Raw genomic sequence first — 23,460 nt, 5'->3', positions numbered from 1 at the left:
TCGCTATTCCTTCTCTTTGGTCATGTAGTGCATCAGGGTCTCCTGGGTGGCCTCGGCGATGGGGACTTCGCCGGTGATGTGGCCGGCGGCGAGGGTGTAGATGCGGTCGCAGATGCCCAGGAGTTCGGGAAGTTCCGAGGAAATGACGATCACGGCTTTTCCTTCGGCCGCCAGTTTGGCGATGATCGTGTAGATCTCGAATTTTGCCCCGACGTCGATCCCGCGGGTGGGTTCATCGAGGATGAGCACGTCCGGGTCGGAGAACATCCATTTGCTGAGCACCACCTTCTGCTGGTTGCCGCCGGAGAGCTTGCCGGTGATGGCGGCCACCGAGGGCGCTTTGATGTTCATGCTCTTCCGGTAGCCGTTGGCCACCACGGTCTCCTGGTTCTTGTCCACGAAGCCGCGTTTGGCGAGCTTGCGCAGCGCTGCAAGGGAGATGTTGCGCTTGATGTCCTCGATGAGGTTCAGGCCGTAGTGCTTGCGGTCCTCGGTGGCGTAGGCGATGCCGTGGCGGATGGCGTCGGAGACGGTGGAGGTGTTGATTTCCTCGCCGTACTTATAGACCTTGCCGGACATTGCGGTGCCGTAGGTTCGGCCGAAGACGCTCATGGCGAGTTCGGTGCGCCCGGCGCCCATCAGCCCGGCAAGTCCCACCACCTCGCCCTTCCTGACATGCAGGTTGGCGTTGCGGACCACCATGCGGCTGTGGTCCTGGGGATGCCGGACGGACCAGTCCTCGATCCGGAGGACTTCCTCACCGATGTTCGGCTCGCGGTCCGGGTACAGGCTCTCCAGGTCGCGGCCCACCATGCCGCGGATGATGCGTTCCTGGGTGATCTGGCCTTCATCGAGCCGGAGGGTCTCAATGGTTTTGCCGTCCCGGATGATGGTGACGGCGTCGGCCACCTTGCGGATTTCATTGAGTTTGTGGCTGATGATGATGCTGGTGACCCCCTGGCCCTTCAGATGGAGGATCAGGTCCAGCAGGTGGCCGGAATCCTCGTCGTTGAGGGCGGCCGTGGGCTCGTCCAGGATGAGCAGCTTCACTTCCTTGGACAGCGCCTTGGCGATCTCCACGAGTTGCTGCTTGCCCACGCTGATGTGCTGGACGGGGGTGACGGGGTTTTCGTCGAGGCCCACGCGGGCCAGCAGCTTTGCTGCCTCCAGGTTGGTCTTGCGCCAGTCCACCCATCCGTTGGTGGCCTGTTCATTGCCAAGGTAGATGTTCTCAGCGATGGAGAGGTACGGGCTCAGCGCCAGTTCCTGGTGGATGATCACGATGCCCCGCTTCTCGCTGTCCGAGATGCTGGAGAAGTTGCAGGGTTCGTTTTCGAAGAGGATTTCCCCTTCGAAGCTGTTGTGTGGATAGACGCCGGACAACACTTTCATGAGCGTTGATTTGCCGGCGCCGTTTTCGCCGCAGATGGCGTGGACCTCTCCACGGTTCACATCGAGGGTGACGTCCTGCAGCGCTTTCACGCCGGGGAAGGTCTTGGTGATTCCTCGCATTTGAAGAATGGGTGTGTTCATCGTCAATTCCCACTGACTGGTCGAAGCTTGGCCGTCCTGCTGCTGCAGGAGGTTGCGGGCGGGGCTGCGGCCGGATGGAGGTCCGGCCACAGCCCCCGGACGCTGACTACTTGACGTCGGCGTCGGTGTAGTAACCCGAGTCGATCAGTTCCTTCTTGTAGTTGTCCTTGGTGATGATCACGGACTTCAGCAGGAAGGCCGGAACAACCTTGACCTTGTTGTTGTAGGTCTTGGTGTCGTTGGTTTCAGGTTCCTGGCCCTTGAGGACGGCGTCGACCATCTTGACGGCCTGTGCGCCGAGCTGGCGGGTGTCCTTAAAGATGGTGGAGTACTGCTCGCCCGCGACGATGGACTTCACGGAGCCCTTTTCGGCGTCCTGGCCGGTGACCACCGGAAGGCTTCCCTTGGCGTAGCCGCCGGTGCTGGTGAGGGCGGAGATGATGCCGATGGACAGGCCGTCGTACGGGGAAAGGACGCCGTTCAGCTTGGTGCCCGAGCTGTAGGCGGAGGTGATGATGTCCTCCATGCGCTTCTGCGCCACGGGTGCCTGCCAGCGAAGGATGGCGGCCTGCTCAAACTTGGTCTGGCCGCTGGGGACCTTCAGGGTGCCGGCATCCATGTAGGGCTTGAGGGTGTCCATGGCGCCGGTCCAGAAGAAGTTGGCGTTGTTGTCGTCCGGGCTTCCGGCGAAAAGTTCGATGTTGAAGGGGCCCTTGCCGTCCACCTTCTTGCCGCTCGCGTCGACCAGCCCCAGGCCGGTCAGCAGCGAGGTGGCCTGCTGGACGCCCACGGTGTAGTTGTCGAACGTGGTGTAGTAGTCCACGTTCGGAGTGCCGTTGATAAGGCGGTCGTAGGCGATGACCTTGACGTTCTGCTCCTTGGCCTTGGCCAGGACGTCGGTCAGGGTGGTGCCGTCGATGGCAGCGATGATCAGGGCCTTGGCGCCCTTGGTCAGCATGTTTTCGATCTGCGAGACCTGCGTGGGGATGTCGTCGTTGGCGAACTGGAGGTCCGTCTTGTAGCCGAGGTCTTTCAGGGACTTCTCAACATTGGCGCCGTCGGCGATCCACCGTTCAGATGTCTGGGTTGGCATCGAGATGCCAACCAGCGAGTCGCTGGGCTTCGCTGCGCCGCTGGATTCGCTGGTTCCGCCACGGGAGCCGCAACCGGTGGCTCCCACGGTCAGGGCGAGGACAAGGGCCACCGCGCCCATGAGTTTTTTGATTCTCACCATAATCTCCTTCCGCGGCAGCATTGCCGCGAAGTGTTGTTGGGCCGGGAAGCAACGGTGCTCCCGGTCCTGGCCACATGGTTGATGTGTCGGTTCAATATAGACTGATTTGTGAACGCTAACAAGAGCCTTCTCCCGGAAACTCCGAAATCTTTCGATGGCGTTGACTTCTTCTTTGTTAGCGTTCACACTTGCTGCAGCACTTAGCTCGACCCTGACCCTACAAAACCGGTAATGAGGCCGCTTGCCTCCCGGATGGAGGCAACCCCATGCCAGATGCGCTATTTACTTCCAGCTCCGACCCCCGCCACGACCACTGCGTGGTCGGCGTGGACTTCGGGACCCTGTCCGGCCGCGCCGTGGTGGTGCGGGTCCGCGACGGCAAGGAGCTTGGGAGCGCCGTCCATGAATATCCCCATGCGGTGGTGACCGGCTCCCTGCCCGGTGACGTGGCGGGCGACGACGGCACGCGGCTTCCCGGCGAATGGGCGCTTCAGGTGCCCAACGACTACCGGGACGTCCTGCGCACCGCCGTTCCTGCCGCGGTGGCTGACGCGGGGATCGACCCGGCCGCCGTCGTCGGCATTGCCACCGACTTCACCGCCTGCACCATGGTGCCCGTGAAGGCCGATGGCACGCCGCTGAACGAATTGCCGGGCTATGCCAACCGCCCGCATGCCTACGTGAAGCTCTGGCGCCACCACGCCGCCCAGGGGCAGGCCGACCGGATCAACCGGCTGGCGGCCGAACGCGGCGAAGACTGGCTTCCGCGGTACGGCGGCCTGATCTCGTCCGAGTGGGAATTCGCCAAAGGCCTGCAGCTGCTGGAAGAGGACCCGGAGGCCTACGCCGAAATGGACCACTGGGTGGAGGCGGCCGACTGGATCGTCTGGCAGCTGTGCGGCCGCTACGTCCGCAACGCCTGCACCGCCGGCTACAAGGGCATCTACCAGGACGGGCGGTACCCCTCGGAGGATTTCCTGGCCGCCCTGAATCCGGACTTCAAGGACTTTGTCAGTTCCAAGCTGGAGCACACGATCGGGCGGCTGGGGGACGCCGCAGGGACCCTGACGGCGGAGGCTGCAGCCTGGACCGGGCTGCCGGAGGGCATCGCCGTGGCCGTGGGAAACGTTGACGCCCACGTCACTGCCCCTGCTGCCAAGGCCGTGGAATCCGGCCAGCTGGTGGCTATCATGGGCACCTCCACCTGCCATGTGATGAACGGCAGCGAACTGCGTGAAGTGCCGGGAATGTGCGGGGCAGTGGACGGCGGCATCGTGCCCGGCCTGTGGGGTTACGAGGCCGGTCAGTCCGGTGTGGGGGACATCTTCGGCTGGTTCACCAGGTACGGCGTCCCGCCCGAATACCATGAGGCTGCCGGGGACGCGGGGCTGGGAATCCACGAGTACCTCACCGGACTGGCGTCGCGGCAGGCCATCGGGGAGCACGGCCTGATCGCGCTCGACTGGCACTCGGGCAACCGCTCGGTGCTGGTGGACCACGAGCTGTCCGGCATCGTGGTGGGCCAGACCCTTGCCACCCGGCCCGAGGACACCTACCGTGCCCTGCTGGAAGCCACGGCCTTCGGAACCCGCACCATCGTGGACGCGTTCCGCGACGCCGGGGTTCCGGTCAGGGAATTCATCGTGGCCGGTGGCCTGCTCAAGAACAGGCTGCTGATGCAGATCTACGCGGACGCCACCGGCCTGCAGCTGTCCACTATCGGCTCGGAGCAGGGCCCGGCCCTGGGATCGGCCATCCACGCCGCCGTGGCCGCGGGTGAATACGCGGACATCCGGGAAGCCGCCGCCGCCATGGGCGCCGAACCCGGCGAGGTCTACACGCCGATCCCGGAAAACGTTGCCGCGTACGAGGAACTGTTCCAGGAATACAAGGCACTGCACGACTACTTTGGCCGCGGCGGCAATGACGTGATGCACCGGCTCAAGGCCATCCAGCGCAAAGCCGCTCGGGCCAGCCTGCCCGGCTCCGCCGCCGAACCTGCCGTGGGGGTCTCCGCATGAGCACCGACACCGGGATCCTGGAAACCATCGCCCGGATCCGGGAGGACGTGTGCGCCCTGCACGCTGAGTTGACGCGCTACGAACTGGTGGTGTGGACCGCAGGCAACGTTTCCGCCCGGGTGCCGGGCACCGACCTCATGGTTATCAAGCCCTCCGGGGTCGCCTACCAGGACCTGACCCCGGAGCAGATGATCGTGACGGACCTGCACGGCATGCCCGTCAGGGGCACCAACGTCGGTGGCGGCGGGACCGTGGACTGGGGCAACCCGCCGCTGTCGCCGTCGTCGGACACCGCAGCGCACGCCTACGTGTACCGGCACATGCCGGAGGTGGGGGGCGTGGTGCACACCCACTCCACCTACGCCACTGCCTGGGCTGCCCGGGGGGAGGCCATTCCGTGCGTGCTGACCATGATGGGCGATGAGTTCGGCGGCTCCATCCCGGTGGGCCCATTCGCGCTGATCGGGGACGACTCGATCGGCCACGGGATCGTGGAGACGCTGAAGAACTCCAATTCACCGGCGGTCCTGATGCAGAACCACGGCCCCTTCACCATCGGCAAGGACGCCCGCTCCGCGGTGAAGGCCGCCGTGATGTGCGAGGAAGTGGCCCGCACCGTCCACATCTCCCGCCAGCTGGGCGAACCGCTGCCCATCGACCAGGGCTCCATCGACTCCCTCTATGCCCGCTACCAGAACGTCTACGGCCAATAAACAACACAGGCCAGTAATCCACGGCGCCGTCATTACACAACTTCCCAGGAGAATCCATGAGCACCGCAGCAAGCACCTCCCTCGACGGCTACGAGGTCTGGTTCCTCACCGGCAGCCAGCACCTGTACGGGGAGGAGGTCCTCAAGCAGGTGGCCGCCCAGTCGCAGGAGATCGCCAACCAGCTCAACGCCAATTCCGCCGTCCCGGTCAAGATCGTCTGGAAGCCGGTCCTCACCGATTCGGATGCCATCCGGCGCACCGCCCTGGAGGCGAACGCCGATGATTCGGTGATCGGTGTGACCGCCTGGATGCACACGTTCAGCCCGGCCAAGATGTGGATCCAGGGCCTGGACCTGCTGCGTAAGCCCCTGCTGCACCTGCACACCCAGGCCAACCGGGACCTGCCGTGGGCGGACATCGACTTCGACTTCATGAACCTGAACCAGGCCGCGCACGGCGACCGCGAGTTCGGGTACATCCAGTCCCGCCTGGGCATCGCCCGGAAGACCGTCGTCGGGCATGTCTCCAACCCCGAGGTGGCACGCCAGGTGGGCTCCTGGCAGCGCGCCGCCGCCGGCTGGGCCGCCGTCCGCACCCTTAAGCTGACACGCTTCGGGGACAACATGCGCAACGTCGCCGTCACCGAAGGCGACAAGACCGAGGCGGAGCTGCGCTTCGGCGTCGCCGTGAACACCTGGTCCGTCAACGAGCTCGCGGACGCCGTGCACGGCGCGGCGGAGGCCGACGTCGACGCGCTGGTGGCGGAATATGCGGACCTTTACGACGTGGTGCCGGAGCTCCGCGCAGGCGCGGCCAGGCATGAATCGCTGCGGTACGGCGCCCGGATCGAGCTGGGCCTGCGCAGCTTCCTGGAGGGCAACGGCTCCGCCGCGTTCACCACCTCCTTCGAGGACCTGGGCGCCCTGCGGCAGCTTCCCGGCCTTGCGGTCCAGCGGCTCATGGCCGCCGGCTTCGGCTTTGGCGCCGAAGGCGACTGGAAGACCGCCATCCTGGTGCGCGCCGCGAAGGTGATGGGTGCCGGCCTGCCCGGCGGTGCCTCCCTGATGGAGGACTACACGTACCACCTGGAGCCCGGGTCCGAGAAGATCCTGGGCGCCCACATGCTGGAAGTTTGCCCCTCCCTCACGGCGTCGAAGCCGCGCCTGGAAATCCACCCGCTGGGCATCGGCGGCAAGGAGGACCCGGTCCGCCTGGTGTTCGACGCCGATGCCTCCCCGGGCGTCGTCGTCGCCCTGTCCGACATGCGGGACCGTTTCCGCCTGGTAGCCAACGCCGTCGACGTCGTTCCCCTGGACCAGCCGCTGCCAAACCTGCCCGTGGCCCGCGCCCTGTGGGAGCCCAAGCCGGACTTCGCAACCTCCGCAGCAGCCTGGCTCACGGCCGGCGCAGCCCACCACACCGTGCTCTCCACCCAGGTGGGCATGGACGTGTTCGAGGACTTCGCCGAGATCGCCAAAACCGAACTGCTGACCATTGACGACGACACCACCATCCGGCAGTTCAAGAAGGACCTGAACTGGAACGCCGCCTACTACAAGCTGGCAGGCGGGATCTGATCCAATGGCACGGCTGAGCTCCCGGCGCCCGCCACGGACAACAAACCCGTGACGCACGGCAAACCACGCCGGCTGCCGAGGCTTGAGGACGTGGCGGAGCTGGCCGGGGTCTCACACCAGACCGTGTCACGGGTGGTCAACAACCACCCCAACGTGAGCCCGGGGACGCGGGAAAAAGTGGAAGCGGTGATAGCCCGGCTCGGCTACCGCCGCAACACCGCAGCCCGGAGCCTGGTCACCCGGCGCTCGCAGACCATAGGGGTCCTGGGCAGCGAGCTCTCCCAGTACGGTCCTGCCAATACATTGCTGGGCGTGGAACGCGCTGCGAGGGACGCCGGATATTTCGTCAGCGTCGCCGCGTTGCGGGAGGTCAGCCGGGACGCGATCCTGGACGCCGTCAGGCACTTCCTGGACCAGTCGGTGGACGGCATCGTGGTGATCGTTCCGCACCTTGAGACGCTGGCCGCCCTGGCGGAACTTCCCATCGGGGTCCCGGTGGTGGCCGTTGGACCCGAGGGGAATGACACTGTTGGCGGCGTCAGGGTGGACCAGCGCCGCGGGGCCGAACTCGCCGTGCGGCACCTCATTGGGCAGGGGCACGTCAGGATCGGGCACGTCGCGGGCCCGCAGGACTGGATCGATGCCGTGGCGCGTGCCGACGGCTGGCGGTCCACCCTTGCCTCCGCAGGACTCGAGGCGGACCTGATCATCGAAGGTGACTGGAGCGCCGGCAGCGGCTACGCCATCGGCCGGCGGATCGCGGCCACCCGCCGGGCCACCGCCCTTTTCGTGGGCAACGACCAGATGGCCCTGGGAGTCCTGCGCGCCCTGACCGAGGCCGGCATCAAAGTGCCGCAGGACGTGTCCGTGGTGGGCTTCGACGACCAGCCCGAGGCCGGCTATTTCAGTCCGCCGCTGACGGTGGTCCGGCAGGACTTCGAGGAACTGGGCCGGCGGTGCATGCAGATGATGTTGACGGCGTTCAGCGGCGCGGAAGGACCCCGGACACTTGTCGTGGAGCCGGAACTCGTCCTGCGCAGCAGCACGGCACCGCCCGCCTGAAGAACCCGCCTGCCGAATCCGGCCGGAGATCCTGCCGGCAGCTGATTTAATCCGGGGGAGACCGGCGCGAAACTTGGCCACAACAATCGCTGCGTAGTTTTCAGTGCATGACGGCTACCTTGCTCATCCGGCTCCGCGACTGGCTGCTGGACACCTTCACCTACGAATCTGAGTCCAGTGCCGCCGGCGCCATGGCCGACGCCACCCGGTGGGGCTGGCTTCCGGCCTTGAGCGGAGTGTCCCTCGGTGCCGACCAGGCCCGGTCCGGGCATGCAGGAACAGCGGGCGGAAGCGGCAGAATGTCTGCTTAGCCACACTATTGCGCCGGTAGCGCGATAATGCCCTAAACTGCTGCACTGAGGTGCCTGAAATGGCGCTGCGCAGCAACGAAAGTGAACACGCTATGGCTACCGATTACGATGCTCCACGCAAGCAGGAAGAAGAGTCGCCGGCCGACTCTCTCGAGGCCCTCCAGGCGTCACGGGGCGGCAACGCGCAGACCGCGGTTATCGATGTCGACGAGAACGACACCGCTGAAGGCATCGACCTGCCCGGCGCCGATCTGTCCAATGAGGAACTGACCGTCATTGTGGTTCCCGAGCAGTCCGATGAGTTCACCTGCTCGTCGTGCTTCCTGGTCCGGCACCGCTCCCAGGTTGCCCGTGAAAAGGACGGCCTGAAGTACTGCCGCGACTGCGAAGGCTGAGTGTCTTCCTGATTTTTGCCGGCGCCGGCCACCTCCCCGAGGTGGCCGGCGCTGCTTTGTCCCCGGACGCCGTCGTTATCAAAATGCCCCCTCGTTTCCCGGTCCGGACACTCCTACGCTGGAAGCATCCAATGGTCTTTAGTCGTGGATGGCACTGCTATGAAGAAGTTCCTCACCTGGCTCGCGGCAATCCTGTTGGCTTCCGGGCTGGGAATCGTGGTCCAGGCGCCCGCCTCGGCGGCGCCCTACTGCGGCCTCACATGGGGCTCCCTTGCGAAGACCGGGCAGGATACGGGGACCGCATCGGTCACCAATGTCCGGACCGGGCAGCACTACTGCTTCGACCGGCTGGTGGTGGACCTCAACGGGCCCGCCGTGTCCTACACGGTGCAGTATGTGCCGCGGATTGAGCAGGAAGGCTCCGGGGCCTTCATCCCGGTACGGGGCGGCGCGCGCCTGCATATCAGCATCAAGGCGCCGTCCTACGACCAGAACGGCAACCCCACCTACAACCCGGCGGACAAGGCTGAACTCAGCAACGTGGCCGGCTACCAGACGTTCCGCCAGGTGGTTTCGGCCGGAAGCTTCGAGGGGTACACAAGTCTCGGTCTGGGCGTCCGGGCCCGCCTGCCGTTCCGGGTCTTCACCCTGGCCGGTCCCGGTCCGGGCTCGCGCCTGGTGATCGACGTGGCGCACTACTGGTGAAAACGAAAAAGGTGCCGTGCCCCTGATGGGGGCACGGCACCTTTTTCGTTTAGGCAGCGTTGTGGCGGCCTTCAGCGATCTATTCCGGCACTACCAGCGCGGGGGTGTCCCGCTTGAGGGTTTCGCCGCGGAAGAAGCCGGGGTGCGTGCGGGACATGACCAGCATGACGACGGCGCCCAGGGCCAGGATGCCGATGCCCAGGATGAACACCAGGCCCACGCCGAAGACCTCGGAACCACTGCCGAACTCCGGCGCCAGGCTGTCCACGGCGGTCTGGACGAACACCACGAACAGGCCCACGCCGCCCACCACCGGGCATACCAGCCGCAGCAGGAAGTGGCGGGTGCTGTTGAACAGGCTGTGGCGGAAGTACCAGGTGCAGGCCAGCGCGGTGAGGCCGTAGTAGAAGCAGATCATCAGACCCAGGGCCAGGATGGTGTCATTCAGGACGTTTTCGCTGACCACGTGCATCACCGCGTAGAACCCGGCGGACAGGATGCCGGCGGCGATGGTGGCGTAGCCCGGCGTCGCGAACTTCCTGCTGATCCGGCTGAACGGTTCAGGCAGGGCGCCGTAGTGCGCCATTGCCAGCAGGCTTCGGGACGGCGACATGAACGTGGACTGGAGGGAGGCCGCGGAACTGGACAGCACGGCGAGGGACATCAGGATGGCGAAGGGGCCCATGATGGGGGAGGCCAGGGCCGTGAAGATGTTCTCTTGGTTGTCGGCGTTGTTCAGGCCGTTGCCGGTGTCCCCGACGCCGGCGAACATCATGGTGGCGATGCTGACCAGGAGGTAGATGGCCAGGACGATGACGGCGGTCAGGGTGCCGGCCAGTCCGGCCGTCTTCTGGCCGTTCGCTGTTTCCTCGTTGACCGTGAGGCACACATCCCAGCCCCAGTACACGAAGATCGACAGCGAGATGCCGGCGGCAATCTGGCCGAACGTCTCGATCTTCGTGACGTCGAACCAGTCCCAGCTGAACGGGATGGCCGTTTCGGACGTGGACCAGTTGGCGAAGGCCATGGCGACGAACAGGCCCAGGACCAGAAGCTGGAAGCCCACCAGGCCGTACTGCACCACCTTGGTGGTGTGCAGCCCGCGGTAGCTGACCCAAACAGCCAGCGCCACGAACACGAAGCAGGTCAGGACGTTCAACGCTTTGTTGCCGGCCAGGTCTGCCAGTTCCGGTGAGCCGGTGAGCTGGGACAGGAAGAGGTAGAAGAAGTCGACGGCGACGCCGGCCAGGTTGGACAGCACGATGATGTTGGCGGCCAGCAGGCCCCAGCCGCCCATCCAGCCGACCCAGGGGCCGAAGGCTTTGGTCACCCAGGTGAAGGTTGTGCCGCTGTCCGGGGAGTCGGCGTTGAGCTCCCGGTAGGCGAGCGAGACCAGGATCATGGGGATGAACCCGATCAGGAAGATGACTGGCAACTGGAGTCCGGCTTCATTGACGGTGGGTCCGAGTGCGCTGGTGAGGGTGTAGGCGGGGGCGATCGTTGAAATGCCCAGGACGACGACGGCGAGGAGCCCGAGCTGCCCGCCCTTGAGGCCTTTGGCGCTGACGCCGTCCGCGGACGGGGCGTGGGCGTGCGGACCGGGTTTGGCCGTACTGGTGCGGATTGTCTCTGTCATGGCACCACTTTCTGGAAGGCTGTGAGACGGAGGTCACTATATGAATGGCGTTCATTTAGTATGGGGGTGCCGGACCTGTGATGCAAGACGCAATATGAATCACATTCGTTTATGACTTCCTTTCCAAATTAGTAAGCTCACTGAGAAATTGCCGAAAGCCCTGCCGCCGCTAGGTGCTCGGCTGGTAGCGTCGGCCGTATTGGACCACTTGAGGAGGACGCATGAAAGCTTCACCGACACTGACCAACAATCTGCAGGCTGTCCTGGCCGACCTGATCGAACTGCACGTCCAGGGCAAGCAGGCGCACTGGAACATCGTGGGCACCAACTTCCGCGACCTGCACCTGCAGCTTGATGAGATCGTCGACGCTGCCCGCCAGTTCGCCGACGACACAGCCGAACGAATGCGCGCCCTGCATGCACTCCCGGACGGCCGCAGCTCCACCGTTGCCGAAACCACCAGCCTGGCCCAGTTCCCTGAGGGGCTGATCAGCACTACGGATGCCATCGAGCGGATCGTTGCCGCCATGGAAGCCGCCGTGGGCACCATGCGCAAAGTCCATGACGAGGTGGACGAGGAGGATCCCACCTCCGCGGACCTCCTGCACGAGTTCATTGCCCGGCTGGAGCAGTTTGCCTGGATGGTGCAGGCTGAAAACATGAAGCCGACCGCCAAGGTCACAGCCGCCGACTCCAAGTAGCCGGCAGTCACCCGCCTGGACCCTTTGGGCGCCTGGTATCGGAATTGATCCGGTACCAGGCGCCCTTTTTGTTTCGCTTGGTCAGGCCGCTTTCGGCACCTTCCGCAGCACGACGGCGGCGAGGACTGCCGCCGTCGCCATCAGTACCAGCCCAATTGCCGCAGTGATGTGCACGCCGGAATCAAACGCTGACGCCGCAGCGTCCCGGACGGTGTCCGATAGGGAAGCGGGCAGCAGGTTTGCTGCTTCCACTGCGCCGGCAAGTGTTTCCCTCGCGCTGTGCAGGGAGGAGCCGGGCAGCATGCCGTCAAGGCCTGCGGGCAGCCGCAGGTTCTGCTGGTAGGACGCCGTCAGGATGGAGCCCAGTACCGCCGTGCCCAGCAGCGACCCCACCTCGTAGCCGGTCTCGGAGATTGCCGCGGCAGCGCCTGACTTCTCCGGCGGCGCGGACCCGAGGATGAGGTCGTTGGAGATGGTTTCGGCCGTACCCACGCCCAGTGCAAGGACCAGCAGGGCTGCCAGCAGCAGCGAGGGGCCGCCGTCGTGATTCCCGAATGCCACCATGGTGTAGCCGGTGGCACTGAACGCCAACCCCGCAGCCACCACGTATCCCGGGCGGATCTTGCGGACCAGCGGCACCACCACCAGGCCGGCCACCACCGTGGCGGCCAGTGCCGGGATCATGGCAACGCCGGCTGCGGACGGCGTCATTCCCTCGAGGAGTTGGAGGTGCTGGGCGAGGAACAGGATGAAGCCGTTGAAGGAGAACAAGGCAAGGATGTTGGCGCTGATGGCCATGCTGAACACCCTGTTCCGGAACAGGGACATGTCCAGCAGGGGGTGCGCCAGCCGCTGCTGCCGCTGCACGAACACCGCCCCCATGGCCAGGCCGAAGGCGATGGCGCCCAGACCTGCCGCCCCTGGACCTTCGGTGGCAACTGCCTTGATCCCGTAGACAACGGGCACCATGACCAGCATGGAGAGCAGGATGCTGGGGATGTCCACCTTGCCGGGTGCCGGATCCTTCGATTCCGGGATGAGGGCCGGTCCAAACGCCAGCAGGGGGAGCATGAGGGGGACCGCCACCAGGAAGACGGCACCCCACCAGAAGTGCTCCACCAGCCAGCCGCCGAAGATCGGACCCAGGGCCGCGCCGCCGGAGAATCCGGCGGCCCAGATGGCGACGGCCAGCCTGCGGCGATTGGGCTCGGGGAAAATGTTGCGGATCAGCGACAAGGTGGACGGCATCAGCATGGCGCCGAAGAATCCCAGGGCGGCGCGGCCGGCGATGAGCCATTCCGGCGCGGGCGCAAAAGCCGTCGCAACGGACAGCGCGGCAAAGCCGATGCTGCCAAGGATGAGCAGCCTCCGCCGCCCAATCCGGTCGCCGAGGCTTCCCATTGATACCAGCAGCCCGGCCAGCACCAGGGGGTAGGCGTCAACGATCCACAGCAGCTGCACGCCCGTGGGTTCCAGGGCCCGGGCGATGGCCGGCAGCGCGAACGTCAGTGCGGTGTTGTCCACCGCCACCAGCAGCACGGGAAACATCAGGAGCCCCAGCGCCAGCCAGTCGCGCCACGGAGGACGCACGGAAGTGCTGCTTGCCTGCCCGGTTGCCGAACTCTCGATGGAAGTGGTCATGAGATAACTATACCGTCCGGACGGTATAGTTTAAAAATGCGATGGTTTTCCTCATTCCTGCACGGGGGAGGGCATGATGGAGGGCATGCCCCGAAAGCCTGTTGCCCGTGACGCGGTCCTTGACGCCTTCGAGTCCCTGCTGATTGAAGTGGGTGAGCGGGCGGCCACCCTCGATGCCGTGGCTCGCAAGGCCGGCGTATCCAAAGGCGGCCTCCTCTACCACTTTCCCAACAAGGAAGCCCTGATTGCCGTGTTGCTTGACCGCCTGGAGGGCCTGGCGAGCGAGGATGCCGATGCCATGGCGTCGGCAGCTGAAGGCGCCGCGGCCTACTTCATCCGTTCCTCGGTCTGGGCGGATACCCCTTTGGACCGTGCCATCGTGGCCGCCACCCGGCTTGCAGAGGTGGCCCACGAGGAGACGCGGCGCCGCTTCGCGGCCATCCAGCAGCGCTGGCTGGACGAAATTGCTGCGGATGTGGGACCTGGGCTGGCCAAGGCAGTCCTCTATATGGGGGACGGCCTGTACTTCAACGCCATGCTGTCCGTGGCCCCTGCGCCGGCTGGGGGAGCGGCCGCTGACGTGGAGGAACTCCTGGCCGCGCTGGAACGGCTCCGCAGGTAGCTCCGTCATTTGCCGGGAGGGGTTGCCGCGTAGGACAATAGAAAGTTGTGAGGGCTGTCACCGGCCTTCATGATCCAACAAATGAATAGCCTTTGATCTGCGGCGGGAGAGTTCTGCCGGAAGTACAGGCAGGCGCCGTAGGAGCAAATCCTCCCCAGGAATCTCGCAGGCCCCCGTACCGCCGCGGCGAGGCACCTCTGGAAAGCAGCAGGCAGTCTTATTCTCTTTTGGAGAGGTAGGGACTGTTGTGCTCACCGACGGTGCAAGCGGGTCCTGCCCAGGCAGGGAACGCGGAAACTCTCAGGTCCAATACAGAGCGGGGAGGAACCCGAATAGCTGTGGCGTACCCTTCGCCGCCTGAGTAAATGGAGTTCCTTCGTGTCGGTTACCCCAGCCTCCACCACTTTCGTAGACCGCCATATCGGCGCGCGCCGCCAGGCCGACGTCGACACCATGCTCAAAGCCGTAGGCTACGACTCGGTCGATTCCCTTGTGGACACCGCGGTTCCCAAGGTCATCCGCCAGGACACCGCCCTTCGCCTGCAGGACGCCCTCAGTGAGGTTGAAGTCCTCACGGAACTGCGGAAGCTTGCCGCCAAGAACAAGACGGCGGTGCAGCTGATCGGCCAGGGCTACTACGACACCGTGACTCCACCGGTGATCCGCCGCAACATCCTGGAATCCCCGGCCTGGTACACCGCCTACACGCCCTACCAGCCGGAGATTTCCCAGGGCCGGCTTGAGGCGCTGCTGAACTTCCAGACCATGGTGCAGGACCTTGTGGGCCTGCCCATCGCCAACGCTTCGCTGCTGGATGAAGCAACGGCCGTGGCCGAGGCCGTGCTGCTGATGCGCCGCGCCAACAAGACCAAGCCCGCGGCAGACGGCAAGACCGTCCTGGACATCGACGTGCTGCCGCAGACCATCGCCATCGTGCTGGGGCGTGCGGAGGCGCTCGGCTTCGAGGTGGAGGTCGCCGACCTGTCCAAGGGCCTGCCCGAGGGCGACATCAACGGGATCGTGCTGCAGCAGCCCGGCGCTTCCGGCCGCGTGTGGGACCAGTCCGCGGTGATCTCTGCAGCGAAGGACCGGGGCGCGCTGGTCACGGTCGCTGCGGACCTGCTGGCCCTGACACTGATCACACCTCCGGGCGAGCAGGGCGCGGACATTGCCGTCGGCTCAGCCCAGCGTTTTGGCGTGCCGCTGTTCTTCGGCGGCCCCCATGCCGCCTACATGGCTGTCCGCAAAGGCCTGGAGCGTTCCTTGCCTGGCCGCCTGGTTGGGGTGTCAAAGGACGACGCCGGCACGCCTGCCTACCGGTTGGCCCTGCAGACCCGCGAGCAGCACATCCGCCGCGAGAAGGCCACGTCCAACATCTGCACCGCCCAGGCGCTGCTGGCCATCGTTGCGTCCATGTACGCCGTTTACCACGGCCCCGACGGACTGAAGGCGATTGCCCAAACGGCGCACCGCCACGCCCGTAGCCTGGCGGCCTCGCTTGCGGCCGCCGGCGTCGAGGTGCTGCACACGAGCTTCTTCGACACCCTTACGGTCCGGGTCCCCGGACGGGCTGCTGGCATCATCGCCGACGCCGAGGCGCGGGGCATCAACCTGCGCAGCGTCGACGCCGACACCGTAGGCATCGCCCTCGATGAAACCACGACGGCGGCCATCGTCGCCCAGGTTGCCGACGTCTTTGGCGCCACGGTTGCCGAGGTCCAGGGCGAGGGCCAGGGCTTTGGGCTGGAGGCCGCCGTCGAGCGTTCCTCCGACTACCTGCAGCACCCGGTCTTCAACACGCACCGGTCTGAAACCCAGCTGCTGCGTTACATCCGCAAGCTCTCGGACCGCGACCTGGCGCTGGACCGCACCATGATCCCGCTGGGTTCATGCACGATGAAGCTGAACGCCACGGCCGAGATGGAAGCCATTTCCTGGCCGGAGTTCGCCTCGATCCACCCGTTCGCCCCGGACTCCCAGACCGAAGGCTGGCGCGAACTCATCGCCGGCCTGGAAGCGGACCTGACCACGATCACCGGGTATGACCAGGTGTCCATCCAGCCCAACGCGGGCTCGCAGGGCGAGCTCGCCGGGTTGCTCGCGATCCGCGGCTACCACCATTCCCGGGGCGAGCAGCAGCGCAACGTGTGCCTGATCCCGGCCTCGGCGCACGGCACCAACGCCGCCTCCGCCGTGCTCGCGGGCATGAAGGTGGTCGTCGTGGCCACGGCTGCCGACGGCACCATCGACCACGACGACCTGACGGCCAAGATCGAGGCCAACAAGGACGTCCTCTCGGCCATCATGATCACCTACCCCTCCACCCACGGTGTCTACGATGGGGATGTCCGCGAAGTCTGTGACGCTGTGCACGCCGCGGGCGGCCAGGTCTACATCGACGGCGCCAACCTCAACGCCCTGGTAGGGCTGGCCCAGCCGGGCCAGTTCGGCGGGGACGTGTCCCACCTGAACCTGCACAAGACCTTCTGCATCCCGCACGGCGGCGGGGGACCCGGCGTCGGGCCCGTTGCCGCCAAGGCGCACCTGGCACCGTTCATGCCGGGCGACGCGAACAAGGCGGCGCACGAAGCCGGGCACGGTGTGGCGATCTCGGCGTCCCGGTTCGGTTCGGCCGGTGTGCTGCCGATTTCGTGGGCGTACGTGAAGCTGATGGGCGGTGAGGGCCTGACCGAGGCCACCAAGTCCGCGCTGCTGGCGGCCAACTACGTCGCGTCCCGCCTGAACGAATACTTCCCGGTCCTGTACACCGGTGAAGGCGGGCTGGTGGCGCACGAGTGCATCCTGGACCTGCGCGAACTCACGGCGAAGACGGGAGTCACGGCCGAGGACGTGGCCAAGCGGCTGATCGACTTCGGTTTCCACGCCCCCACCCTTTCGTTCCCTGTCGCGGGCACGCTGATGGTGGAGCCCACCGAGTCCGAGGACCTGGCCGAGATCGACCGCTTCATCGAGGCCATGATCAGCATCCGCAAGGAAATCGACCAGGTGGCCAACGGCGACTTTGCTGTAGCGGATTCACCCCTGCGCCGCGCACCCCACACGGCGGCCGCCGTCGTCAGCTCTGACTGGGACCGCGCCTACCCGCGGGAGCAGGCGGCGTTCCCTGCCCACCACAAGCAGGACAAGTACTTCCCGCCCGTGGGACGCATCGACGGCGCCGCCGGGGACCGGAACCTGATCTGCTCCTGCCCGCCGCTGGAAGACTTCGAAAACTAAGGACCGGCGCCATGACCGAGAAATACACCGCTCTTTTCGACGAGCACAAGAAGCTTGGAGCTTCCTTCACGGACTTCGGCGGGTGGCAGATGCCGCTGAAGTACAGCTCGGAGCTTGCTGAACACCATGCCGTGCGCAGGGCCGCCGGCCTGTTCGACCTCTCCCACATGGGCGAGGTCTGGGTGACCGGCCCCGGCGCCGCCGCGTTCCTGGACTACGCCCTGGTGGGAAAGATCTCCGCCATGGCCGTGGGCAAGGCAAAGTACTCGCTGATCTGCAATGAGGACGGCGGCATCGTCGACGACCTCATCACGTACCGACGCCCTGCCGCGCAGGATGGTACCGACGTCTTCCTGGTGGTGCCCAACGCGGGCAATGCCGCCGTGGTAGCCGCTGCCCTGCAGGAACGGGCCGCCGGGTTCGATGTTGTAGTGGAGGATGCCTCAGCCCGCACGTCGCTGATCGCCGTCCAGGGCCCCAAGGCCCAGGAACTCCTGCTGCGCCTGGTCCCGGCCGCGCAGCACGCACTGGTCACCGAGCTGAAGTACTACGCCGCCGTCAGCGTGCCGCTCCTGGTAGGCGGCGCCGGAAAGGAACTCCTGCTTGCGCGCACCGGGTACACGGGTGAGGACGGGTTCGAAATCTTCGTGGGCAACGACGATGCCCCCGCGCTGTGGCAGTCACTGATCGCCGTCGCCGACGACAGGGAACTGACCCCGGCAGGCCTCGCCTCCCGTGACTCCCTGCGCCTCGAAGCGGGAATGCCCCTGTACGGCAACGAACTGTCGCTGCAGGGCGACCCGTTCGCCGCCGGCCTCGGCCCCGTCGTCGCGCTCTCCAAGGAAGGCGACTTCGTCGGCAAAGCCGCCCTGGCCGCCAAAAAGGAAGCCGGAGCCGGCAGCACCTCCGGCCGCCGCCTCGTGGGGCTCAAAGGCCAGGGCCGCCGCGCCGGACGCGCGCACTACCCCGTCCTCAAGGACGGCGCCACGGTTGGCGAAGTCACCTCCGGCCAGCCGTCGCCCACCCTTGGCTACCCCATCGCCATGGCCTACGTCGACGTCGAATACTCGGCACCCGGCACCGCCCTCGACGTGGACCTCCGTGGCAAGGCGGAGCCATTCGAAGTCGTCGACCTCCCGTTCTACAAACGCCAAAAGTAAGCCCTGTACCGCACCGTGGCCGGGCTTCGGGTCCGGCTCTGCCGGCCCCTGGTGCGCATGGACCGGTGTGTCGAGGCTGACAGGACGTACAGGAAGTGGGTTGAGCGGCAACCGAACCAGATTTAGTTAGGAAATACCCCGTTATGGCTGTTGGTGTCTTTGACCTGTTTTCGATCGGGATTGGGCCTTCGTCTTCGCATACTGTGGGGCCGATGCGGGCTGCTGCGGTGTTCGCTGAGGAGCTCAAGGGCCTGGGTGTCCTGGGTGATGTGGCGGGGTTGCGGGTTGATTTGTATGGGTCGTTGGCGGCGACGGGTCATGGGCATGGGACGATGACCGCCGTTTTGTTGGGGTTGGAGGGGTTCCATCCGGAGTTGATCCTGCCCGCCGAGGTGGAGGAGCGGCTGGCCTCGATCGCGGAGACCGGGGTGCTGAACCTGGCCGGTGCTGTGGCCTTGCCGTACGGGGTGAAGGACATGGTGCTGCGGCCGTTGACGGTGTTGCCGCGGCACACGAACGGGATGACGTTCACGGTCACTGATGCGGCCGGGGAGGTGCTGCATGCGGCGACGTTTTTCTCGGTGGGTGGCGGGTTCATCGTCCGGGAGGGCGAGGAGGACGCGGCGCAGCAGGAACTGGACGCGTCCAAACAGGAACTGCCGCTGCCGTTCCGGACCGCGGCGGAGCTGCTGGGGCACTGCGCGGCGACCGGGTTGGGCATCGCCGATGTGATGCTCGTGAACGAAAAAGTCTCCCGGGACGAGGAGCAGATCCGGGCGGGGCTGCTGCAGATCTGGTCGGTGATGGAGGGCTGCGTGGCCGCCTCGTTGAGGCGGGCGGGGGTGCTGCCGGGCGGGTTGAAGGTCCGCCGCCGCGCCCCTGACTGGTACGACCGGTTGAAGAAGGAATCCGCGGGCGGCCCGGTCGAGGAGACGGATGCGGCGTGGGACGCGGGCCCGTTCGATGCCAGGTATTGGCAGGAGTGGGTTAATTTGGTGGCGTTGGCGGTGAATGAGGAGAACGCCTCCGGCGGGCGGGTGGTCACCGCCCCGACGAACGGGGCGGCCGGGATCATCCCCGCGGTGCTGTTCTACGCCCTGCATTTCGCCCCGGGCATGGACAAGGCCACCCAGGAGGACCGGGACGCTGTGGTGGTGCGGTTCCTGCTGGCCGCGGGCGCGGTGGGGGTGCTGTACAAGGAACAGGCCTCGATCTCCGGGGCCGAGGTCGGCTGCCAGGGCGAGGTGGGGTCGGCGTCCTCGATGGCGGCCGCGGGCCTGGCCGAGGTCATGGGCGGGACCCCGGCGCAGGTGGAGAACGCCGCGGAAATCGCGATGGAACACAACCTGGGCCTGACCTGTGACCCGATCGGCGGGCTGGTCCAGGTCCCCTGCATCGAACGGAACGCGATCGCGGCCGCGAAAGCGATCAACGCCGCGAAAATGGCGCTCTGGGGCGACGGCACCCACCGCGTGTCCCTGGACGAAGTCATCATCACCATGCGCGAAACCGGCAAGGACATGTCCTCCAAATACAAAGAAACCGCCATGGGCGGCCTCGCCGTCAGCGTCGTCGAATGCTGATCCCCACCTGGCAACGCGACGCCACAGGCCACGCGGAGACCATCGCTTAGTTATGCGCCGCGGCCCACCAGTTCAGGCTGGCCGCAAACACCAGCCATGACACGTAGGGCAGCAGGAGCAGCCCGGCCGTGCGGCTAATGGGACCAAAATACGCAACGGTTACTGCGACGGCGGCGATCAGGGCAAGGATGATGGCCAGCCCCAGCCACAGGGCCGGCGTGCCAAGGGCGGGGTAAAGGGCGAAAAACGCGGGGGTCCAGGCAAGATTGAGGACCAGCTGGACGGCGTAGGCGGCCATTGCCGGGCGTGTCCTGCTGGTCCGCCGGCGCCAGACCAGCCACGCTGCGACAGCCATTGCCGCATAGAGGACGGTCCAGACGGGACCAAACACGCCGTTGGGCGGGGACCAGGGCGCCTTGTCTGCGGTGGCGTACCAGCCGGAGACATTGGCCGCCGAGGCCAGGCCGCCCAGCGCCGCCACCAACAGTGACGCCACCAGGAATCCGATAAGCGCGGCCACCTGCACCCCGGCGCTGTATGGCTGTCCGTCGCTCCCCGTGCGGGCTGTAGTCTCTTCCCCATCCGGCCTCATGCCTACACCCTTGTTGACCGCCAACAGCGGCGTCAAGCGGGCATCCTGAACCCGGATGCCGCCCGTGCACCGCCGGTCGGCGAAAAGCCGGAAGCACATCAGGCTTTAGACTTGAGGCTGCATGTCCGCACGCACCCAGAACTACCGAAACCGCGCACAGACCCGATTGGACAAGGCCCCCTTGCGACAATTCACCGCACGTTTTGCCACCGCCGAGGAAATTGAAAACTGGGACAAGCACGTCACGGCCAATCCGAACGGCGGCAATATGCTGCAGTCCGCCGCCTATGCATCGGTCAAGAACGGAAGCGGCTGGAAAGTCCGGTTCCTGGTGCTGGAAAGCCCCGGAAACTCCAGCTACAACCTGGTGCTGGAGAAGAGCTTCCCCGTCCTGGGACGGTTGTGGTACCTGATCAAGGGCCCCGACCTGGCCGATGCAGCGGACCTCGGCCCCGTCCTTGAATCCGTTGCCGCGTTTGTCCGCGGCAGGAAGCTGAATGTCTTCACCATCAAAGTGGAACCGGACATTATCGACTCCGACGAGGTGCAGAAGGAACTGCGCGCGGCCAACCTGGTGAAAGCGCCCAATATCCAGTCCAACGACTCCACCGCCCTGCTGGATATCTCCGGCTCCGAAGAGACAGTATTCAAAGCCATCTCCTCGCGCGCCCGCAATGCCATCCGGCGTGCCGAACGCGAAGGCTGCCAGGTGGTCCGGCAGGAACCCGGACCTGAAACCTACCGCGCCCTGTACGACCTGATGGTCAACACCGTCAGCGCCAAGGGATCCATGCCCCTGCGCAGCTACGATTACTACGCACAGTTCTGGGATGAGTTCAGCAACCGCGGCCAGGGCAACTTCTTCTTCACCTACGAGGACGGAAAGCCCAGCGTGGGCGCATTCGTCATCAACTACGGTGCCAAGGCAACCTACAAGGACGGCGGTTCCACCCAGAACCGCAAACAGTACGGTGACTCGCACCTGGTCCAGTGGGCGGCCATCCGCCGGATGCAGGAACTCGGCTGCACCGAGTACGACTTCTGCGGCACGCCTCCAGCTGCGCGCATCAAGGACAAGACCCACAACCTTTACGGAATGGGCATGTTCAAGACCAGCTTCACCAAGACAGTGACCGACTTCGTGGGCTGCCACGACTACGTCCTGTCCCCGCTGCGGCACCGGCTTTGGGTCAAAGGCGGCGAAAAGATCTTCCGCCGGATTGAAACCGCACGGACCGGCCAGCAGTTCTACTGACCTGCAGCCGCCAGACCCGCAAAGCTCCCGCGACCCCCGCCGGGCCAGCACGCCCGCGTGCCGGCCGCCCCGAACACCGCCCGCCCATCGCGCGCCCACCAGGCCGCGAAGAGTCCAGAAGAAGGTCACCCCTTGAATCCAGTTTCCGCCGCTACCGGGCTTGAATACGCCAACCTCAGCGACGCCGACTTTGAGGCCTTCGCCCTGAAGCACCCGCAGAACAGCTTCCTACAGTCCATTGATTTTGCCCGTTTCCAGCGAGCACGCGGCCAGCAGGTGGAACTCTTCGGGGTCCGGCGCAACGGGGAACTCGTGGCGGCAGGAAAGCTCAACTACACCACAAACCGCCTCGGCTACACCGTCTGTGAATGCGCCAAGGGCCCCCTTATGGACTACACGGACCGGAACCTGGTGGGCGCCGTCGTCGAGCTTCTCCGCAAGCACGCGGCAGGCCGCAAAGCCGCTGAACTGCGGATCTCGCCGAACGTCAGGTACATCGCCCGGGACGCCGACGGCGCCGAGCACCCCGACGTCGAGGACAACCGGCCCCTGGTGGCCGACCTGGAACGGCTGGGGTTCGAGCACCAGGGCCTGGACATGAACTTCGTCAACGTCAACTGGATGTTCATCAAGAACCTGGTGGGCATCCAGGACGCCGAAGAACTGATCATGAGCACCAGCTACCGGACGCGCAAAGCCATCCGCAAAGCGGAAAAGAACGGCGTCTTCCTGGAACAGGCCACCCTGGACACCCTGGACGACTTCTACGGGGCCCTGAGCCGGGCCGGTGACGAAAAAGGATTCGTCTACCGCGAACGCGCCTACTACGAACACCTGCTCCGGACTACCACCCCGGAATTCACCAAGCTGATGATGGCGAAGATCGACATCCCGGCCTACCGGAAATCCATCACTGAGCGCCTGGCAACGGAGTCAGCCACCGCAGCAGATCTCCGCCGTGAGGTGGAGGAGACCGGCAGCAAAAAGAAGGCCAACCGGCTCAAAGTGGTACAGGACCTGGTGGACAGCTACGAGCGGAGCCTGAAGGACATCGAAAGGTTCCCCGACTCCGTGGGGACGGCCACCGTGGCAGCCATCCACTTCGTTTGCTACGGCGATGAGGTGGTGTGCGTCATCGGCGGCACCGTCCAGGACTACATCTACTTCAACGGCGCAACCTCCCTGTACTGGGGAATGATGCTGCATGCCCTCGAGAAGGGATACCCGCGGTACAACTTCTACGGCACCTTCGGCATCTCGGGCCAGGACGAGGAAGGCCACGGCGGCTACGAATTCAAGAAGGGCTTTGGCGGCGAAGTGGTCCAGTTGGTGGGAGACTTCGTCGTGCCGGTGCGGCCCGCCGTCTTCCATGCCAACAGGCTCGCCAGGTCCGCTGCGGCCGCCGCCCGCACGCTGCTGGGCAAGTTGCCGCTGAAGCGTGCAGCCTGACCGTCCATAAACCGCGTACAGGGAGGAAGCGGG

Annotated in this window: 19 protein-coding genes and 2 riboswitches; of the genes, 14 read left to right on the top strand and 5 right to left on the bottom strand. The window is 65.6% G+C overall.

The window, feature by feature from the left end; translation table 11 throughout:
• Positions 1-3: 3 nt before the first annotated feature.
• Both mmsA and chvE read right to left on the bottom strand, forming a co-directional pair.
• Positions 4-1,533 carry a multiple monosaccharide ABC transporter ATP-binding protein gene (gene mmsA, locus AC6JAM_RS04855; protein WP_056391196.1) on the bottom strand — a complete coding sequence of 510 codons (1,530 nt, stop codon included), beginning with the start codon at positions 1,531-1,533 and terminating at the stop codon, positions 4-6.
• A gap of 106 nt (positions 1,534-1,639) precedes the next feature.
• Complete coding sequence (gene chvE, locus AC6JAM_RS04850) at positions 1,640-2,767, bottom strand: multiple monosaccharide ABC transporter substrate-binding protein (protein ID WP_142068633.1); 1,128 nt, start codon at positions 2,765-2,767, stop codon at positions 1,640-1,642.
• A 266-nt stretch (positions 2,768-3,033) separates the two neighbouring features.
• Between chvE and araB the strand changes: the two genes are divergently transcribed.
• The 7 genes from araB to AC6JAM_RS04815 all read left to right on the top strand — a co-directional run bounded on the left by araB (position 3,034) and on the right by AC6JAM_RS04815 (position 9,551).
• Positions 3,034-4,788 carry a ribulokinase gene (araB, locus tag AC6JAM_RS04845; protein ID WP_156400198.1) on the top strand — a complete coding sequence of 585 codons (1,755 nt, stop codon included), beginning with the start codon at positions 3,034-3,036 and terminating at the stop codon, positions 4,786-4,788.
• Positions 4,785-5,501, top strand: coding sequence for an L-ribulose-5-phosphate 4-epimerase (locus AC6JAM_RS04840; RefSeq protein WP_488315067.1), 717 nt, complete (start codon positions 4,785-4,787; stop codon positions 5,499-5,501). The genes araB and AC6JAM_RS04840 overlap by 4 nt, the downstream gene beginning before the upstream one ends.
• Positions 5,502-5,557: 56 nt before the next feature.
• A complete protein-coding gene (gene araA, locus AC6JAM_RS04835) occupies positions 5,558-7,078 on the top strand; it encodes an L-arabinose isomerase (protein WP_497934175.1) in 1,521 nt (506 codons plus the stop codon).
• A gap of 48 nt (positions 7,079-7,126) precedes the next feature.
• Positions 7,127-8,140 carry a LacI family DNA-binding transcriptional regulator gene (locus AC6JAM_RS04830; protein WP_018772035.1) on the top strand — a complete coding sequence of 338 codons (1,014 nt, stop codon included), beginning with the start codon at positions 7,127-7,129 and terminating at the stop codon, positions 8,138-8,140.
• A gap of 107 nt (positions 8,141-8,247) precedes the next feature.
• Positions 8,248-8,451, top strand: a complete 204-nt coding sequence (locus AC6JAM_RS04825; protein WP_018772034.1) for a hypothetical protein — start codon at positions 8,248-8,250, stop codon at positions 8,449-8,451.
• 92 nt (positions 8,452-8,543) lie between these two features.
• A complete protein-coding gene (locus AC6JAM_RS04820) occupies positions 8,544-8,846 on the top strand; it encodes a DUF4193 domain-containing protein (RefSeq protein WP_026266196.1) in 303 nt (100 codons plus the stop codon).
• A 159-nt stretch (positions 8,847-9,005) separates the two neighbouring features.
• A complete protein-coding gene (locus tag AC6JAM_RS04815; RefSeq protein WP_018772032.1) occupies positions 9,006-9,551 on the top strand; it encodes an AMIN-like domain-containing (lipo)protein in 546 nt (181 codons plus the stop codon).
• Positions 9,552-9,630: 79 nt separating this feature from the next.
• Here the strand turns inward: AC6JAM_RS04815 and AC6JAM_RS04810 are convergent, their stop codons facing one another.
• Positions 9,631-11,187, bottom strand: a complete 1,557-nt coding sequence (locus AC6JAM_RS04810; protein WP_018772031.1) for an APC family permease — start codon at positions 11,185-11,187, stop codon at positions 9,631-9,633.
• 221 nt (positions 11,188-11,408) lie between these two features.
• On the opposite strand from AC6JAM_RS04810, the gene AC6JAM_RS04805 reads away from it, so the two are divergent.
• Complete coding sequence (locus tag AC6JAM_RS04805; protein WP_018772030.1) at positions 11,409-11,888, top strand: Dps family protein; 480 nt, start codon at positions 11,409-11,411, stop codon at positions 11,886-11,888.
• An 81-nt stretch (positions 11,889-11,969) separates the two neighbouring features.
• Here AC6JAM_RS04805 and AC6JAM_RS04800 read toward each other — a convergent pair whose 3' ends face one another.
• Positions 11,970-13,529: an MFS transporter gene (locus AC6JAM_RS04800; RefSeq protein WP_497934174.1), complete on the bottom strand. Its 1,560-nt coding sequence runs from the start codon at positions 13,527-13,529 to the stop codon at positions 11,970-11,972.
• 85 nt (positions 13,530-13,614) lie between these two features.
• Here AC6JAM_RS04800 and AC6JAM_RS04795 point away from each other — a divergent pair, with 85 nt between their 5' ends.
• The 4 genes from AC6JAM_RS04795 (at position 13,615) to AC6JAM_RS04780 (ending at position 20,131) form a co-directional block, all read left to right on the top strand.
• Positions 13,615-14,151, top strand: a complete 537-nt coding sequence (locus tag AC6JAM_RS04795) for a TetR/AcrR family transcriptional regulator (RefSeq protein WP_142068613.1) — start codon at positions 13,615-13,617, stop codon at positions 14,149-14,151.
• 93 nt (positions 14,152-14,244) lie between these two features.
• Positions 14,245-14,342: riboswitch (glycine riboswitch) on the top strand.
• Between the two features lie 26 nt (positions 14,343-14,368).
• Positions 14,369-14,476, top strand: a riboswitch (glycine riboswitch).
• 53 nt (positions 14,477-14,529) lie between these two features.
• Entirely contained in the window at positions 14,530-17,388 is a 2,859-nt protein-coding gene (gene gcvP / locus AC6JAM_RS04790; protein ID WP_497934173.1) for an aminomethyl-transferring glycine dehydrogenase, read from the top strand.
• An 11-nt stretch (positions 17,389-17,399) separates the two neighbouring features.
• Positions 17,400-18,548: a glycine cleavage system aminomethyltransferase GcvT gene (gcvT, locus tag AC6JAM_RS04785; protein WP_497934171.1), complete on the top strand. Its 1,149-nt coding sequence runs from the start codon at positions 17,400-17,402 to the stop codon at positions 18,546-18,548.
• A gap of 143 nt (positions 18,549-18,691) precedes the next feature.
• Entirely contained in the window at positions 18,692-20,131 is a 1,440-nt protein-coding gene (locus AC6JAM_RS04780) for an L-serine ammonia-lyase (RefSeq protein WP_497934170.1), read from the top strand.
• A 46-nt stretch (positions 20,132-20,177) separates the two neighbouring features.
• On the opposite strand, the gene AC6JAM_RS04775 is transcribed toward AC6JAM_RS04780, so the two are convergent.
• A complete protein-coding gene (locus tag AC6JAM_RS04775) occupies positions 20,178-20,723 on the bottom strand; it encodes a tryptophan-rich sensory protein (RefSeq protein ID WP_495635680.1) in 546 nt (181 codons plus the stop codon).
• Positions 20,724-20,844: 121 nt separating this feature from the next.
• On the opposite strand from AC6JAM_RS04775, the gene AC6JAM_RS04770 reads away from it, so the two are divergent.
• Both AC6JAM_RS04770 and AC6JAM_RS04765 read left to right on the top strand, forming a co-directional pair.
• Positions 20,845-21,978 carry a lipid II:glycine glycyltransferase FemX gene (locus AC6JAM_RS04770; protein ID WP_497934169.1) on the top strand — a complete coding sequence of 378 codons (1,134 nt, stop codon included), beginning with the start codon at positions 20,845-20,847 and terminating at the stop codon, positions 21,976-21,978.
• 132 nt (positions 21,979-22,110) lie between these two features.
• Entirely contained in the window at positions 22,111-23,427 is a 1,317-nt protein-coding gene (locus AC6JAM_RS04765) for a peptidoglycan bridge formation glycyltransferase FemA/FemB family protein (RefSeq protein WP_134165655.1), read from the top strand.
• The last annotated feature ends 33 nt before the right edge of the window (positions 23,428-23,460 follow it).

Source organism: Arthrobacter sp. GmRoot5-12 (genome assembly GCF_059739365.1).
This window is presented reverse-complemented; position numbering and strand designations above follow the sequence as displayed.